Consider the following 14,702-nt stretch of genomic DNA (forward strand, 5'->3'; position numbering starts at 1 on the left):
GGGCCCCACGCCCCCGGGTGCCCCGCCGGGCCTCACGGCCCGGGCGCCTCCGTCAGCACCGCGCGCAGCCGGTCGAGCCCCCAGTCGAGGTCCTCCTGCGAGATGACCAGCGGGGGCGCGATCCGGAGCGTCGCGCCGTGGGTGTCCTTCGCCAGCACGCCCCGTTCCATCAGCCGCTCCGAGATCTCGCGCCCCGTTCCCCGGGACGGCGCGATGTCGATCCCGGCCCACAGCCCCCGGCCCCGTACCGCGTCCAACGCCCCGCCGCCGACCAGCGCGCCCAGCTCGCGGTGCAGGTGCGCGCCCAGCTCGGCGGCCCGCTGCTGGAACTCGCCGGTGCGCAGCATCGCGATCACCTCCAGCGCCACCGCGCACGCCAGCGGGTTCCCGCCGAAGGTCGAACCGTGCTCGCCGGGCCGGAAGACGCCCAGCACCTCGGACGAGGAGACCACGGCCGACACCGGCACCACGCCGCCGCCCAGCGCCTTGCCGAGCACGTACACGTCCGGGACCACGCCCTCCTGCCGGCACGCGAAGGTGGCGCCGGTGCGGCCGAGGCCCGACTGGATCTCGTCGGCGACGAAGAGCACCCCGTGCTTGCGGGTCAGCTCGCGCACGCCCTGGAGATAGCCGGGCGGCGGCACGATCACCCCGGCCTCGCCCTGCACGGGCTCCAGCAGCACGGCCACGGTGTTCGCCGACAGGGCGTTCTCCAGCGCCGTCAGGTCGCCGAAGGGCACGATCTCGAAGCCGGGCGTGTAGGGGCCGAAGTCCGCCCGGGCGTCGTGATCGGTCGAGAAGCTGACGAGCGTGGTGGTGCGGCCGTGGAAGTTGTTCCCGGCGACGACGATCTTCGCCTGGCCCTGGGGGACGCCCTTGACCCGGTAGCCCCATTTGCGGACGGTCTTGACCGCCGTCTCCACGGCCTCCGCGCCGGTGTTCATCGGCAGCACGGCCTCCATCTCGCACAGCTCGGCGAGCTGGGCGCAGAAGTCCCCGAAGCGGTCGTGGTGGAAGGCGCGGGAGGTGAGGGTGACCCGGTCGAGCTGGGCCTTGGCCGCCGCGATCAGGCGCCGGTTGCCGTGTCCGAAGTTCAGCGCGGAGTAGCCGGCGAGCAGGTCGAGGTAGCGGCGTCCCTCCACGTCGGTCATCCAGGCGCCGTCCGCCGAGGCGACGACGACCGGAAGCGGGTGGTAGGTGTGCGCGGTGTGCGCCTCCGCGGCGGCGAGGGCGGACGTCGTGGTGGACACGGGTGCTCCGATCGTCGGGCGCTGGCCTTCCCTCCATGGTCGCTCGCCATGCGGACGCCTACATCCGCCACACGCCGGGGGGCGCTAGGGTGCTGAAGGGTACGGCGACTGGCGCGCGGGGAATCGACCCCGGGGGAGCCGTACGAGGAAGTGCACGTGGTGCCGTCCGCCTGGGCACCCCGGGACAACGACCGATCGTCACGGACCGTCCCGGAGGACACCCATGACCCTTCCGCTCCCGCACCCCGCCCTCGCCGCCACCGACCCCGAACTCGCCGCCCTCGTCGGCGCCGAGGAACTGCTCCAGGCCGAGACCCTGCGGCTCATCCCGAGCGAGAACTACGTCTCCGCCGCCGTGCTGGAGGCGTCCGGCACGGTCCTGCAGAACAAGTACAGCGAGGGCTACGCGGGCCGCCGCTACTACGAGGGCCAGCAGAACATCGACCAGGTGGAGTCCCTGGCCGTGGCCCGCGCCAAAGCCCTGTTCGGCACCGCCCACGCCAATGTCCAGCCCTACTCCGGCTCCCCGGCCAACCTCGCCGTCTACCTGGCCTTCGCCGAGCCGGGCGACACGGTGATGGGCATGGCACTGCCGATGGGCGGCCACCTCACCCACGGCTGGGGCGTCTCCGCGACCGGCTCCTGGTTCCGCGGCGTGCAGTACGGCGTGCGCCGCGACACCGGCCGGATCGACTTCGACGAGGTGCGCGACCTCGCGCTCCAGGAGCGGCCCAAGGTCATCTTCTGCGGTGGCACCGCGCTGCCCCGCACCATCGACTTCGCCGCCTTCGGCGAGATCGCGCGGGAGGCCGGCGCGGTACTGGTCGCCGACATCGCGCACATCGCCGGCCTCGTCGCCGGCGGTGCCCACCCCTCGCCCGTGCCGCACGTGGACGTCGTCTCCACCACCACCCACAAGACCCTGCGCGGCCCGCGCGGCGCGATGCTGATGGCCCGTGAGGAGCACGCCAGGGCCGTCGACAAGGCCGTCTTCCCCGGCCTCCAGGGCGGCCCGCACAACCAGACCACCGCCGCCATCGCCGTCGCCCTGAAGGAGGCCGCCCAGCCGGCCTTCCGCGACTACGCCCACGCGGTCGTGGCCAACGCCCGGGCCCTCGCCGACGCCCTGCTGGAACGCGGCTACGACCTGGTCTCCGGCGGCACCGACAACCACCTGATCCTGATCGACCTGACCTCGAAGGACGTGCCCGGCAAGGTCGCGGCGAAGGCCCTCGACCGGGCCGGGATCGTCGTCAACTACAACACCGTCCCCTACGACCCCCGCAAGCCGTTCGACCCCTCGGGCATCCGCATCGGCACCCCGTCGCTGACCTCGCGCGGCCTGGGGACCGAGCACATGCCCGCCGTCGCGGAGTGGATCGACCGCGCTGTCCGGGCGGCCGCCGCCGGCGACGAGGAGGCCCTCGCCGCCGTCCGCAAGGAGGTCGCCGGCCTGATGGCCGGCCACCCCGCCCCCGGCCTCCCGGCCTGACCGCGCGCCGGTCCTGTGGTCGCGCACCCGGTGCGCGACCGGAGGACCGGCGTCCGCCGTGCACCTGAGAGAATGATGTGCATGGCCTCTGACCCGACCGTCGCCCACCACCAGCAGGGGAATGGCACCGCCATGCAGCAGCGTCCTCGTGTGCTCTCCGGGATCCAGCCCACCGCCGGCTCGTTCCACCTCGGCAACTACCTCGGTGCCGTCCGCCAGTGGGTGGCGCTCCAGGAGACCCACGACGCCTTCTACATGGTCGTGGACCTGCACGCGATCACGGTCCCGCAGGACCCGGCGGAACTGCGCGCCAACACCCGCCTCGCGGCCGCCCAGCTGCTCGCCGCGGGCCTGGACCCCGAGCGCTGCACCCTCTTCGTGCAGAGCCATGTGCCCGAGCACGCGCAGCTGGCGTGGGTGATGAACTGCTTCACCGGTTTCGGCGAGGCCTCGCGGATGACGCAGTTCAAGGACAAGTCCGCCAGGCAGGGCGCGGACCGCGCCTCGGTCGGCCTGTTCACGTACCCGATCCTCCAGGTCGCCGACATCCTGCTGTACCAGGCGAACGAGGTCCCGGTCGGCGAGGACCAGCGCCAGCACATCGAGCTGACCCGCGACCTCGCGGAGCGGTTCAACGGCCGCTTCGGCGACACCTTCACCGTGCCGCGGCCGCACATCCTGAAGGAGGTCGCCAAGATCTACGACCTCCAGGACCCGGCGATCAAGATGAGCAAGTCGGCCTCCACGCCCAAGGGCCTGATCAACCTGCTCGACGAGCCGAAGGCCACCGCGAAGAAGGTGAGGAGCGCGGTCACCGACACCGGCACCGTGATCCGTTTCGACCCCGCGGAGAAGCCCGGCATCAGCAACCTGCTCTCCATCTACTCCACCCTCACGGGTACGGCCGTCGCCGATCTGGAGCAGAAGTACGAGGGCAAGGGCTACGGTGCGCTCAAGACCGACCTCGCGGACGTGATGGTCGATTTCGTCACACCCTTCCGCACCCGTACGCAGGAATACCTGGACGACACCGAGACGCTGGACTCGATCCTCGCCAAGGGCGCGGAGAAGGCCCGCGCGGTGGCCGCCGAGACGCTGGCCAGCACATACGACAAGGTGGGATTCATCCCCGCGAAGCACTGAAAAGCCACCGGGCGGGCAGGGCGCCCGCACCGGAGCCGCAGCGGGCCGTCACCGCGCCGTCACGGAGCCGTCACGGGCCCGCCCGAGTCGAAGGACCTGTGTCCAAGGACTCTGGCCACGAAGTGGGTGCAGCCGCCACACTGGCGGCTGCACCACCACAACCGACCTCGTACCGGACACCCGGTGCACAGACCCGAGGAGAACGACGTGGGGACCGTAACGCTCGGCGTTTCGATCGCGGTCCCGGAGCCACACGGCAGCCTGCTCCAGGAACGCCGCGCGGGCTTCGGGGACCTGGCCGCGTACGGCATTCCGACCCACGTCACCCTGCTGCCGCCCACCGAGGTCGACTCCGCCGCGCTGCCCGCCGTCCGGGCCCACCTCGCCGCCGTCGCCGCCGCGGGCCGGCCGTTCGCGATGCGCCTGTCGGGCACCGGCACCTTCCGCCCGCTGTCGCCCGTGGTCTTCGTCCAGGTCGTCGAGGGCGGCTCCGCCTGCTCCTGGCTCCAGGAGCGGGTGCGCGACGCCTCCGGGCCGCTGGCGCGCGAGCTGCAGTTCCCGTACCACCCGCACGTCACCGTCGCCCACGGCATCGCCGAGGAGGCCATGGACCGGGCGTACGCGGAGCTGTCCGAGTACACGGCCGCCTGGACGTGCGCGTCCTTCGCGCTGTACGAGCAGGGCACGGACGCGGTGTGGCGCAAGCTGAACACCTACGCGTTCGGCGGCGGCGTCCCGGGCGTCCCGGCGCAGGGCTCCCCGGTCGACGAGCACGCCACCACCCTCTGACCTCCCGCCGCGACGGCCGCGACCGAACGCAGGTGCCGCCGGGGCTGCGCGGTCGGTGACCGGGTAGGCGTAGCGCATGGACTGGCTGATCAGGCTCCCCGTCGTGGGCCCCCTCGTCGAACGGCTGATGCGCACCCACGCCTGGCGCAGCTACGAGACGCTGGAGCGCGCGCACTGGACGCGGCTCGCGGCCGCCATCACGTTCCTGAGCTTCCTCGCGCTCTTCCCGCTGATCACCTTCGCCGCCGCGGTCATCGCGGCCGCCCTCGACAAGAGCGCGGTGGACGAACTCAACGACAAGATCGCCGATCAGATCCCCGGCATCTCGGACCAGCTCGACATCAACTCCCTGGTGGCCAACGCCGGCACCGTCGGCGTCGTCTCCGGTGTGCTGCTGCTGCTCACCGGCGTGGGCTGGGTCGGCGCGATGCGGGACTGCCTGCGGGCGGTCTGGGGGACCGACGACGAGGACGAGGGCAACCCGGTCCTGCGCAAGGCCAAGGACGTCGGGGTGCTCGCCGGGCTCGGCGGCACCGGGCTCGCCACCTTCGCGGTGTCCGCGCTCGGCTCCACCACGGTCGACTGGACGGCGGACCGGCTGGGCCTGGAGGAGGGCGGCATCGGCGGCGTCCTGCTGCGGATCGGCGCCCTCGTCTTCGCCGTGCTGGCGAACTTCCTGATCCTGCTCTACCTGCTCACCCTGCTGCCCGGGGCCCACCCGCCCCGCCGCCGGCTCATGGTGGCCGCGCTGATCGGCGCGGTCGGCTTCGAACTGCTGAAGCTGCTGCTCAGCGGCTATCTCAGCGGGGTCGCCTCCCGCAGCATGTACGGCGCGTTCGGCGTGCCGATCGCCCTGCTGCTGTGGATCAACTTCACGGCCAAGCTGCTGCTGTACTGCGCCGCCTGGACGGCGACGCGGAGCAGCGGCGAGACATCCGACGGGGCGGACGGGGCGGACGCGACGGAGCCGTCCGTCACGGACGCGGGGAACGGCGCATCCGGTCGGGCAGCGGCCAGCGGCGCCTGACGAGGAAGCCGCCGGCGGCCAGCAGCACCAGCACACCGCCCATGACGGCGAGCGCGATGCCCATGCCGCCCGAACCGGCGTGCGCGGCGGCGACCGGCTCGGCGGGCGCGCCCTTGCCCTCCTTCACCGGCTGCGAGCCGCCCGACGACGGCAGCTCGGCCGACTTCGGTGCCACGAGTTCACCCACCGGGGTGACCTTGCCCGCGGCCGCGAACCCCCAGTCGAGCAGCCGTGCCGCCTCCTTGTAGACGGCCTGGCCCTCGTCGGACGACGGGTTCATCACGGTCACCAGCAGCACCCGCCCGCCCCGCTCCGCGACGCCGGTGAAGGTGGAGCCCGCGTGCGTGGTGTTGCCGTTCTTGATCCCGGCGATGCCCTGGTAGGGGGAGACGCCGTCCGCGCCGGTCAGCAGCCGGTTGGTGTTCTGGATCGCGAACGTCTCGCGCGGCTTGCCCTTCTTCTGCTCGCCGGGGAACTGCGCGGTCACCGTGGACGCGTACTCCCGGAAGTCCTTCTTCTGCAGACCGCTGCGGGCGATCAGCGTGAGGTCGTACGCGGAGGACACCTGGCCCGGTTCGTCGTAGCCGTCGGGCGAGACGACCGTGGTGTCGAGGGCCTGGAGCTCGTCGGCGTGCGCCTGCATGTCCTCGACGGTCTTCTCGACGCCGTCGTTCATGGCCGCCAGCACATGGACGGCGTCGTTGCCCGAGCGCAGGAAGACGCCCAGCCACAGGTCGTGGACGCTGTAGGTGTGGTCCTCCTTCACCCCCACCAGGCTGCTGCCCTCCCCGACGCCCGCGAGTTCCGCGTCGGTCACCTTGTGCACGGCGTCCTTCGGCAGCTTGGGCAGCAGGGTGTCGGCGAAGAGCATCTTCAGCGTCGACGCCGGGGGCAGCTTCCAGTGGGCGTTGTGCGCCGCGAGCACCTCGCCGCTCTCGGCGTCGGCGACGATCCACGACCGTCCGCTGACGTCCTTGGGGAGCACCGGCGCACCCGCACCGAGGCTCACCTGCGTACCGGGCTTGCCGAGTTGGGCTCCGCCCACGCCGGACATCCGGGCGGGCGGCTGCGGCTGTTTGCCGGGCTTGTCGTCGTGCACGGCCGCGAAGGCGGGTGCGGCGGTCATCGCGGGCAGCAACGCGGCGGCGAGGACCGCCGGCGCGGCCCTTCGCGCGGCGGACCTGAGGGCAGCAGACAGAGCGGACACGGACGAGAACGTACAGTGCCCGGGCAAAAATATGGAGATCGGCCCGCTGACCCGCCGGGCGCGACGCCGGGACGGCCCACCCCGCAGTACCCGGTCGGAGGACACCCGCGATACTTGGCTCATGAAGCTCAGCCGCCCCGTCTCCTGGTTCCTGCTCGCGTTCGGGGTGTGGAGCTGGTTCATCTGGGTCACTTTCGTCAAAAACCTGTGGCAGGACGGCAGCGGGCTCGCTTTCGACGACGCGGGTGACCCGACCGGGTACTTCTGGGTCCATCTGCTGCTCGCCGTCACGTCCTTTGTTCTGGGGACGGTCGTCGGGGCCATCGGGTTGCGCGGTGTGCGCGCCCTGCGCGATGAGCGCACCTGAGAGGGGTAGGGGAAACCGTCCATGGTGGCTGTCGCCGCACTCGTGATCATTCTGGTCCTCGCCCTGCTCGCCGGGGTGCACTGGTACGTGTGGCGGCGTCTGGTCCGTGACACGACGGTGCCGGGCGGGCGTGCCCGGCGGATCGGCACGGTGGCCCTCTGGGCGCTGCCGGCGCTGTCCTTCGGCGCGCTGCTGTCGGCGCGGGTGGGGGCGCCGTTCTGGGTCGAACAGGTGCTGGCCTGGCCGGGCTACCTGTGGCTCGCGCTCCTGCTGTACGTGGTCCTCGCCCTCGTCGTCGGCGAGGCCGTCCGCCCCCTCCTGACCCGCGCCCTGGCCCGCCGGGCTTCCGCGCGGGGCGCGGGGAACGGGCCGGCGGCGTCCGGCGCCGCCCCCGCGGCGGGGGCGGCCCAGGGCTCCGAGGCGCCGGCCGGCACGACCACCCGCGCACCCGGGGCCGCCGCCCCGGCCGGTGCGGCCCTCGCGGGCGCCACCGGATCGGCTCCCGAGGCCGGCGCCGGGGGCACCACCACCACCGCGCCCGCCCCGGACGGTGCCGCCCGCGAAGGCGCCACCGCTGCCGCGCCGGCGGACGGCGCACCGGCGCCGGACCCCTCGGCCCCCGCGTCGGCGCCTGCCGGCGGCGGCACCACGGCCCCCGACGTCGACGCCCCCGAGGCCGATGCCCCCGCCGCGGTCTCGCGGCGGATGTTCGTCTCGCGGATCGTGGGGGGCGCCGCGGCCGCCGCCGCGGTCGGGACCGTCGGGTACGGCACGTACGGCGTGCTGCGCGGCCCCCGCGTCAAGCGGGTCACCGTGCCGCTGGCCAAGCTGCCCCGGGGCGCCCACGGCTACCGCATCGCGGTCGTGAGCGACGTCCACCTCGGTCCGATCCTGGGGCGCGGCCACACCCAGCGCATCGTCGATGCGATCAACGCGGCCCAGCCCGATCTGGTGGCCGTCGTCGGGGACCTAGTGGACGGCAGCGTCGCCGACCTCGGGCACGCCGCCGAGCCGCTGGCGCAGCTGAAGGCCCGGGACGGGTCGTTCTTCGTGACCGGCAACCACGAGTACTTCTCCGGCGCCGACGAGTGGGTCGACCATGTGCGCGAGCTGGGCCTGAAGCCGCTGCGCAACGAGCGCGTCGAGATCGCCGGCGGCTTCGACCTGGCCGGTGTGGACGACATCGCGGGCGAGGACACGGGCCAGGGCCCCGACTTCGCCAGGGCGCTCGGCGACCGCGACCGGTCCCGTGCGGCGGTGCTCCTGGCCCATCAGCCGGTCGTCATCCACGACGCCGTGGACCACGGCGTGGACCTCCAGCTCTCCGGGCACACCCACGGCGGACAGCTGTGGCCGGGCAACCTGCTGGCCGGCCTGGCCAACCCCACGGTCGCGGGGCTGGAGCGCTACGGGGACACCCAGCTGTACGTCTCCCGGGGCGCCGGCGCCTGGGGCCCGCCGGTGCGGGTCGGCGCGGAGTCCGACATCACCGTGGTGCAGCTGGCGTCGCGTCAGGCCTGAGCGGGTCCGGCCCCGGGGCTCCCGGCCGCGGGGCCGCCGCCGGTCCTCCGGGCGGCCACGGTCTGCGCCATGCCCGGCAGGAAGTCGGTGAACAGCTCGTGCACCTCGCGCACGAGCGGGCGCAGCACGCGGAAGCGGGCGAGCGCGACGCCCCTGCTGGTGAGCCGGGCGCCGCGGACGGCGAGGCGCCGGCTGCGCTCGCTGTCCGCGGAGCGGTCGAACACCCAGTACAGGACGAGCCCCATCTGGGAGAGCCACATCAACTCCGGCAGGATGTCCCGCAGTTCCTCGGCGACCTTGGCCCTGGACCCGGCGAGCACCTCCCGGTGCACGTCGATGGCGGCCTCCCGGGCGTGCGCGGACTCGGGGGAGAAGGGGCTGAGCGGTGACTCCGGGTCGGCGGCGTTCTTGAAGAACTGCGCGGCGAACTCGTGGTACGGCGCGGCGATGTCCAGCCAGGCGGTGAGCACCCCCGCCATCCGGGCCTCGAAGTCGGTCTCCTTCTCCAGCACGGGCCGGACCGCCGCGCGGTGTTCCGCGGCGATCCGGTCGTAGAAGCCCTGGACGAGATGTTCCTTGGAGGCGAAGTAGTAGTACGCGTTCCCGACCGAGACCCCGGCCTCCTTGGCGATGGCCCGCATCGTCGTCCTGTCGTAGCCCCGCTCCTGGAAGAGCCGCAGGGCGGTCTCCAGGATCAGCGTGCGGGTCTGCTCGCTCTTCGGCACCTGCGGCGTCTGCGGTGTCTTCGGCGTCCGCGGTGTCTTCGAGGGGGTGGGGGCCTTCGCATCGGTCACGGTGGACGAGCCTAACGGGGTACGGCGCACTGCTCGTCACAGGGCGTGGCGCCCCGCCCGGGGCCGAGGCGCTCGCGGTACCTGGCCGCCGCGAGCATGGTGGCCCGGACGAAGGGGGCCCCGGCGGGGGTGGCCAGCCAGTGCGCCTTCGACCGGTACTCGGCGAGTGCCCACAGGCAGACGACATAGGCGGCCCGGCCGGTGTACACCTGGCCCCCGTCGCCGATCACGGTGATCTCCCGCAGGGTGCGGTGGTGGTCCAGCTCCGGGTACCGGCGGCGTGCCTCGGCGGAGCCCGCCGGGATCGTCCGCAGGGGCACCAGCTGCGGCCGGCGCATCAGCCAGGCGCGCAGGTGGACGCAGAGGGGGCAGCCGGCGTCGTAGAGGACCGTCAGCTCGCGGACCGCGGTGGTCACGGCGCTCACGCCCCGGCCGGGCCGGTGGCGGGCGGGGTCCAGGGGCCGGTGGCCGACTGCTGCCGGGTCCAGCCCTGGGGGCCGACGGGCGGGGTGAGTTCGCGCTCCATGACACCCCGGCGGCGGATCCGGTTGAGCACCCAGACGTTGCCGAGGTGCATGACGCCGAGGACGAGCAGCACCACGCCGATCTTCACGGAGAGGGCCTCGAAGAGGCCCCGGGCGTCGGCGACGGCGTCGGCCGCCTTGAGGTAGAGGGTGACGAATCCGAGGTTGACCAGGTAGAAGCCGACGACGAGAAGGTGGTTGACGGCGTCGGCGAGGGTCTCGTTCCCCTTGAGGACGTCCGCGAGGAAGATCCTCCCGTTCCGGCTCAGGGTCCGCGCCACCCAGACCGTGAGGGCGACGCTGATCAGCAGGTAGACGACGTATGCGACGACAGTGAGGTCCATGCCCCACCCTCCCTTGAACATGTTCAAAAGCTGACGGTGACGACTGTAGACCTCCTTTTGAACATGTTCAAGTCATCGTGTGACGGTCAACGCACCGCCCCGGGCCGGAAATCGGCGGCGTGACCTGGGCTCCTGGCCTAACCTCTGCCGGATGACCCTCTCTTACGACGAGGCCGGCGACGGCCCCGCAGTCCTGCTGCTCCACGCCGGCGTGTGCGACCGGCGCATGTGGGACCCCCAGTTCGACGCCCTGGCCGCGGCCGGCCACCGTGTGGTGCGCGCCGACCTCCGGGGCTTCGGCGCCACCCCGGTCGCCGAGGAGCCCTACACCAACTCGGGTGACGTGCTCGCCCTGATGGACCGCCTCGGCATCGAACGGGCGGCCCTCGTCGGGGCCTCCTTCGGCGGCCGTGTGGCGCTCTTCACCGCGCTGCGCGCCGCGGAGCGGCTGACCGCGCTGGCGCTGCTGAACGCGCCCCTGCCGGGGCAGGGCGGCTGTGCGAGCCCGGAACTGATCGCGTTCGACCGCCGGGAGACCGAGCTGTTCGAGGCCGGCGACCTCGACGCGGCTGCCGCGCTCAACGTGGAGACCTGGATGGGCCCTGAGGCCGGCGAGGCCACCCGGGCGGCCGTGCACGCCATGCAGCTGCACGCCTTCGAGGTGCAGAGCGCCGCCGAGCGTGCCGTGGAGAAGGAGGGCGCGCGGTACGTGCTCTCCGCCGCGGAGGCGGAAGGCCCCTACGACCTGGCAGGCATCGGCATACCCCTGCTGATCGCGTCCGGCGCCCACGACCTGAGCGACTTCCGGGCCGGCGCGTCCCATCTGGCCGCGGCCGTCCCCGGCGCCCGGCACGTCGAACTCCCCTGGGCCGGCCACCTGCCGAGCCTGGAGCGCCCGGACGAGATCACCGCCCTGCTGAAGGACTTCCTCGCCGGTGCCGTGCGCGGCGACCGTGAGCGGGCGTGAGGGCCCTCACAGGGCGCTGAGCGAGCGGGCGTAGGTGATCCGGCCCATCACCTCGGTGAAGGTCTCGGGCCCCTTCGCGGGGATCATCGCCGCATGGTGGAGGCCGCCGCCGGTCACGGTCACCTGCACGAAGCCCGTCGTCCGCTTCTCGTTGAGGAGCAGGAAGAGCAGACCGAGGCCGCAGGCGGCGACGAACAGGACCGCCAGCACGATCGCGTACACCGGGGTCCGGTTCTCGGTGCGCGACAGGTCCACCGCGTTCCACACGGCGCCCCGCAGCGGCATCGTGCCGGCCGGGGTGACCACCGCGTCCGGCAGGACGGTGATGTCGCCGATGGTGACGAGCGGCTGCCCGCCGGGGGCGGGCGCCGGGCCGGCCCCCTGGGCGGGCACGGGCACCCCCGCGCCCACCGTCGGCTGATAGGCGGCCTGGTGGGCGAGCGGCCCGCCGTGGACCTGGGTGGGGTCGCGCGGGACGCCGTACGCCTGCGTGGGCGGGTGCGCGGAGCCGTGCGGGGGCGTCCCGGAGGGCTCCTCCGGGCCCCAGTTGTACTCGGGCTCCCCTTCCCTGTACGCGCCTGGCTCGGTCATGGTGCTCCCCGTTCTGCTGCCGCGCCTGTCCGTCCCACGATCCTGCCAGGTGCGGACCCGGTCGGTGAAGTCCGCGCCGGACGCACGGAAGGGCCCCGGCTCCTCGCGGGAGCCGGGGCCCTTCCGTGTCGTGCGCGGCCGTGGCCGTCGGGTGTCAGAAGCGGCGCGTGATCAGCGCCCGCTTGACCTCCTGGATCGCCTTGGTGACCTCGATGCCGCGAGGGCAGGCGTCCGTGCAGTTGAACGTGGTGCGGCAGCGCCACACGCCGTCCTTGTCGTTGAGGATCTCCAGGCGCTGCTCCCCGGCCTCGTCACGCGAGTCGAAGATGAAGCGGTGCGCGTTGACGATCGCCGCCGGGCCGAAGTACTGGCCGTCGTTCCAGAACACCGGGCACGAGGACGTGCACGCGGCGCACAGGATGCACTTGGTGGTGTCGTCGAAGCGCTCGCGGTCCTCGGCGGACTGCAGGCGCTCGCGCGTCGGCTCGTTCCCCTTGGTGACCAGGAACGGCATGACGTCCCGGTACGCCTGGAAGAACGGCTCCATGTCCACGACCAGGTCCTTGAGGACCGTCAGGCCCTTTATGGCCTCGACCGTGATCGGCTTCTCCGGGTTGATGTCCTTGATCAGCGTCTTGCAGGCGAGCCTGTTCTTGCCGTTGATCCGCATCGCGTCGGAGCCGCAGATGCCGTGCGCGCAGGAGCGGCGGAAGGTCAGCGTGCCGTCGACGTCCCACTTGATCTTGTGGAGACCGTCGAGCACGCGCTCCTTCGGGTCGATCTCGATCTGGAAGTCCTCCCAGACCGCGTGCTCCGACACCTCGGGGTTGTAGCGGCGGATCCGGAAGGTGACCGTGATGAGGTGGGAGGCCGCTGCTTCCTTCTCCACCTTGTCCATGACGGGGGTAGCCATCAGTACTTACGCTCCATCGGCTGGTAGCGGGTCTGGACGACCGGCTTGTAGTCGAGACGGATCGACTCGGCGCCGTCGTCGCCCACCTCGCGGTACGCCATGGTGTGGCGCATGAAGTTGACGTCGTCGCGGTTGGGGAAGTCCTCGCGGTAGTGACCGCCGCGCGACTCCTTGCGGGCCAGTGCGGAGACGGCCATGACCTCGGCCAGGTCGAGCAGGTTGCCCAGCTCGATGGCCTCCAGCAGGTCCGTGTTGAACCGCTTGCCCTTGTCCTGGACGGACACGTTCTTGTAGCGGGCCCGCAGCTCGGCGATCTTCTCGACGGCCGTCTTGATCGTCTGCTCGGTGCGGAACACCATCACGTTGGCGTCCATCGTCTCCTGGAGCTCCGTGCGGAGTGTGGCCACCCGCTCGTTGCCCGTGGAGTTCCGCAGCCGCTCGACCTGCTCCTCGACCAGCGAGGCCGGGTTCTCGGGCAGCTCGACGTAGTCGTTCTTCGCGGCGTACTCGGCGGCGGCGATGCCGGAGCGGCGTCCGAAGACGTTGATGTCCAGCAGCGAGTTGGTGCCGAGACGGTTGGCGCCGTGCACGGAGACACAGGCGACCTCGCCGGCGGCGTACAGGCCCGGGACGACGGTGGTGTTGTCCGCGAGCACCTCGCCCTCGACGTTGGTCGGGATGCCGCCCATGGCGTAGTGCGCGGTCGGCTGGATCGGGATCGGGTCCGTGTAGGGCTCGATGCCGAGGTAGGTCCGCGCGAACTCGGTGATGTCCGGCAGCTTGGCGTCCAGCTGCTCCGGCGGCAGGTGGGTCAGGTCCAGGTACACGTGGTCGCCCTCGGGGCCGCAGCCGCGGCCCTCGCGGATCTCCGTGTAGATGGAGCGCGAGACGACGTCACGGGACGCGAGGTCCTTCATGACCGGCGCGTACTTCTCCATGAAGCGCTCGCCGTCCTTGTTGCGGAGGATGCCGCCCTCACCACGGGCGCCCTCCGTCAGCAGGATGCCCATGCGCCAGATGCCCGTCGGGTGGAACTGGAAGAACTCCATGTCCTCCAGCGGCAGGCCGCGGCGGTAGCAGGCCGCCTGCCCGTCACCGGTCAGGGTGTGCGCGTTGGAGGTCACCTTGAAGAACTTGCCGGTGCCGCCGGACGCGTAGATCACGGCCTTCGCCTGGAAGACGTGGATCTCGCCGGTGGCCAGCTCGTAGGCGACCACGCCGGCGGACTTCTTGACCCCGTCGACCTCGGTGATCAGCTGGTCCAGGACGTAGAACTCGTTGAAGAACTCCACGCCCTCCTTGACGCAGTTCTGGTACAGCGTCTGGAGGATCATGTGACCGGTGCGGTCCGCGGCGTAGCAGGACCGGCGGACCGGGGCCTCGCCGTGGTTGCGGGAGTGGCCGCCGAAGCGGCGCTGGTCGATGGTGCCGTTCGGGGTCCGGTTGAACGGCAGGCCCATCTTCTCCAGGTCGAGGACGGCGTCGATGGCCTCCTTCGCCAGGATCTCGGCGGCGTCCTGGTCGACCAGGTAGTCACCGCCCTTGACCGTGTCGAAGGTGTGCCACTCCCAGTTGTCCTCCTCCACGTTCGCCAGCGCGGCGGCCATGCCGCCCTGCGCGGCGCCCGTGTGGGACCGGGTGGGGTAGAGCTTCGTCAGCACCGCGGTGCGGCTGCGCTTCGTCGACTCGATGGCGGCGCGCATGCCGGCGCCGCCGGCGCCCACGATGACGGTGTCGTACTTGTGGATCTTCATGGGTGGATTACCTCAGCCC

At 72.2% G+C, this 14,702-nt stretch carries 15 protein-coding genes and 1 riboswitch; of the genes, 7 read left to right on the forward strand and 8 right to left on the reverse strand.

Annotated elements, in window-relative coordinates; translation table 11 throughout:
- Positions 1-32 precede the first annotated feature (32 nt).
- Positions 33-1,250 (reverse strand): ornithine--oxo-acid transaminase, encoded by a 1,218-nt coding sequence (gene rocD / locus EAO77_RS10750; RefSeq protein ID WP_147987779.1) that lies wholly within the window; start codon positions 1,248-1,250, stop codon positions 33-35.
- A 94-nt stretch (positions 1,251-1,344) separates the two neighbouring features.
- Positions 1,345-1,433, forward strand: a riboswitch (ZMP/ZTP riboswitch).
- Between the two features lie 40 nt (positions 1,434-1,473).
- On the opposite strand from rocD, the gene glyA reads away from it, so the two are divergent.
- From glyA to EAO77_RS10770, 4 genes are all read left to right on the forward strand, one after another.
- Positions 1,474-2,742 (forward strand): serine hydroxymethyltransferase, encoded by a 1,269-nt coding sequence (gene glyA, locus EAO77_RS10755; protein ID WP_147987780.1) that lies wholly within the window; start codon positions 1,474-1,476, stop codon positions 2,740-2,742.
- Between the two features lie 132 nt (positions 2,743-2,874).
- Positions 2,875-3,885, forward strand: coding sequence for a tryptophan--tRNA ligase (trpS, locus tag EAO77_RS10760; protein ID WP_147989070.1), 1,011 nt, complete (start codon positions 2,875-2,877; stop codon positions 3,883-3,885).
- Positions 3,886-4,092: 207 nt separating this feature from the next.
- The gene (locus EAO77_RS10765; RefSeq protein WP_147987781.1) at positions 4,093-4,674 is read left to right on the forward strand and encodes a 2'-5' RNA ligase family protein; all 582 of its coding nucleotides are present in this window, start codon (positions 4,093-4,095) and stop codon (positions 4,672-4,674) included.
- Between the two features lie 76 nt (positions 4,675-4,750).
- A complete protein-coding gene (locus EAO77_RS10770) occupies positions 4,751-5,701 on the forward strand; it encodes a YihY/virulence factor BrkB family protein (protein ID WP_147987782.1) in 951 nt (316 codons plus the stop codon).
- On the opposite strand, the gene EAO77_RS10775 is transcribed toward EAO77_RS10770, so the two are convergent.
- Positions 5,649-7,091: a D-alanyl-D-alanine carboxypeptidase gene (locus tag EAO77_RS10775; RefSeq protein WP_261993859.1), complete on the reverse strand. Its 1,443-nt coding sequence runs from the start codon at positions 7,089-7,091 to the stop codon at positions 5,649-5,651. The two genes, EAO77_RS10770 and EAO77_RS10775, sit on opposite strands and share 53 nt — an antisense overlap.
- Here EAO77_RS10775 and EAO77_RS39920 point away from each other — a divergent pair.
- Together EAO77_RS39920 and EAO77_RS10780 are read left to right on the forward strand one after the other, a co-directional pair.
- A complete protein-coding gene (locus EAO77_RS39920; protein ID WP_261993860.1) occupies positions 7,030-7,275 on the forward strand; it encodes an SCO4848 family membrane protein in 246 nt (81 codons plus the stop codon). The two genes, EAO77_RS10775 and EAO77_RS39920, sit on opposite strands and share 62 nt — an antisense overlap.
- 21 nt (positions 7,276-7,296) lie before the next feature.
- Positions 7,297-8,796: a metallophosphoesterase gene (locus EAO77_RS10780; RefSeq protein WP_147987783.1), complete on the forward strand. Its 1,500-nt coding sequence runs from the start codon at positions 7,297-7,299 to the stop codon at positions 8,794-8,796.
- Here EAO77_RS10780 and EAO77_RS10785 read toward each other — a convergent pair.
- The 3 genes from EAO77_RS10785 to EAO77_RS10795 form a co-directional block, all read right to left on the reverse strand.
- Positions 8,787-9,521 carry a TetR family transcriptional regulator gene (locus EAO77_RS10785; RefSeq protein WP_147989072.1) on the reverse strand — a complete coding sequence of 245 codons (735 nt, stop codon included), beginning with the start codon at positions 9,519-9,521 and terminating at the stop codon, positions 8,787-8,789. The two genes, EAO77_RS10780 and EAO77_RS10785, sit on opposite strands and share 10 nt — an antisense overlap.
- Positions 9,522-9,601: 80 nt before the next feature.
- A complete protein-coding gene (locus EAO77_RS10790; RefSeq protein WP_410088372.1) occupies positions 9,602-10,015 on the reverse strand; it encodes a thiol-disulfide oxidoreductase DCC family protein in 414 nt (137 codons plus the stop codon).
- Positions 10,012-10,458: a hypothetical protein gene (locus EAO77_RS10795; protein ID WP_147987785.1), complete on the reverse strand. Its 447-nt coding sequence runs from the start codon at positions 10,456-10,458 to the stop codon at positions 10,012-10,014. Before EAO77_RS10795 ends, EAO77_RS10790 begins: the two co-directional genes overlap by 4 nt.
- A gap of 151 nt (positions 10,459-10,609) precedes the next feature.
- Between EAO77_RS10795 and EAO77_RS10800 the strand changes: the two genes are divergently transcribed.
- On the forward strand, positions 10,610-11,425 hold the full coding sequence (locus tag EAO77_RS10800; protein ID WP_147987786.1) for an alpha/beta fold hydrolase: 816 nt from the start codon (positions 10,610-10,612) through the stop codon (positions 11,423-11,425).
- Between the two features lie 6 nt (positions 11,426-11,431).
- On the opposite strand, the gene EAO77_RS10805 is transcribed toward EAO77_RS10800, so the two are convergent.
- From EAO77_RS10805 to sdhA, 3 genes are all read right to left on the reverse strand, one after another.
- Positions 11,432-12,016, reverse strand: a complete 585-nt coding sequence (locus EAO77_RS10805) for a hypothetical protein (RefSeq protein WP_147987787.1) — start codon at positions 12,014-12,016, stop codon at positions 11,432-11,434.
- Positions 12,017-12,170: 154 nt separating this feature from the next.
- Positions 12,171-12,929, reverse strand: a complete 759-nt coding sequence (locus EAO77_RS10810; RefSeq protein WP_147987788.1) for a succinate dehydrogenase iron-sulfur subunit — start codon at positions 12,927-12,929, stop codon at positions 12,171-12,173.
- Positions 12,929-14,683: a succinate dehydrogenase flavoprotein subunit gene (gene sdhA / locus EAO77_RS10815; protein WP_147987789.1), complete on the reverse strand. Its 1,755-nt coding sequence runs from the start codon at positions 14,681-14,683 to the stop codon at positions 12,929-12,931. Before sdhA ends, EAO77_RS10810 begins: the two co-directional genes overlap by 1 nt.
- Positions 14,684-14,702: the final 19 nt, after the last annotated feature.

This window comes from Streptomyces sp. T39 (genome assembly GCF_008042045.1).
Lineage (GTDB): Bacteria > Actinomycetota > Actinomycetes > Streptomycetales > Streptomycetaceae > Streptomyces.

Excerpts from the sequence above, each read along its gene's own strand:
- glyA (WP_147987780.1), top strand. The coding sequence starts at position 1,474 with ATGACCCTTCCGCTCCCGCACCCCGCCCTCGCCGCCACCGACCCCGAA.
- trpS (WP_147989070.1), top strand. The coding sequence starts at position 2,875 with ATGCAGCAGCGTCCTCGTGTGCTCTCCGGGATCCAGCCCACCGCCGGC.
- EAO77_RS10770 (WP_147987782.1), top strand. The coding sequence starts at position 4,751 with ATGGACTGGCTGATCAGGCTCCCCGTCGTGGGCCCCCTCGTCGAACGG.
- EAO77_RS39920 (WP_261993860.1), top strand. The coding sequence starts at position 7,030 with ATGAAGCTCAGCCGCCCCGTCTCCTGGTTCCTGCTCGCGTTCGGGGTG.
- EAO77_RS10775 (WP_261993859.1), bottom strand. The coding sequence starts at position 7,091 with ATGAACCAGCTCCACACCCCGAACGCGAGCAGGAACCAGGAGACGGGG.
- EAO77_RS10780 (WP_147987783.1), top strand. The coding sequence starts at position 7,297 with ATGGTGGCTGTCGCCGCACTCGTGATCATTCTGGTCCTCGCCCTGCTC.
- EAO77_RS10795 (WP_147987785.1), bottom strand. The coding sequence starts at position 10,458 with ATGGACCTCACTGTCGTCGCATACGTCGTCTACCTGCTGATCAGCGTC.
- EAO77_RS10800 (WP_147987786.1), top strand. The coding sequence starts at position 10,610 with ATGACCCTCTCTTACGACGAGGCCGGCGACGGCCCCGCAGTCCTGCTG.
- EAO77_RS10805 (WP_147987787.1), bottom strand. The coding sequence starts at position 12,016 with ATGACCGAGCCAGGCGCGTACAGGGAAGGGGAGCCCGAGTACAACTGG.
- EAO77_RS10810 (WP_147987788.1), bottom strand. The coding sequence starts at position 12,929 with ATGGCTACCCCCGTCATGGACAAGGTGGAGAAGGAAGCAGCGGCCTCC.
- sdhA (WP_147987789.1), bottom strand. The coding sequence starts at position 14,683 with ATGAAGATCCACAAGTACGACACCGTCATCGTGGGCGCCGGCGGCGCC.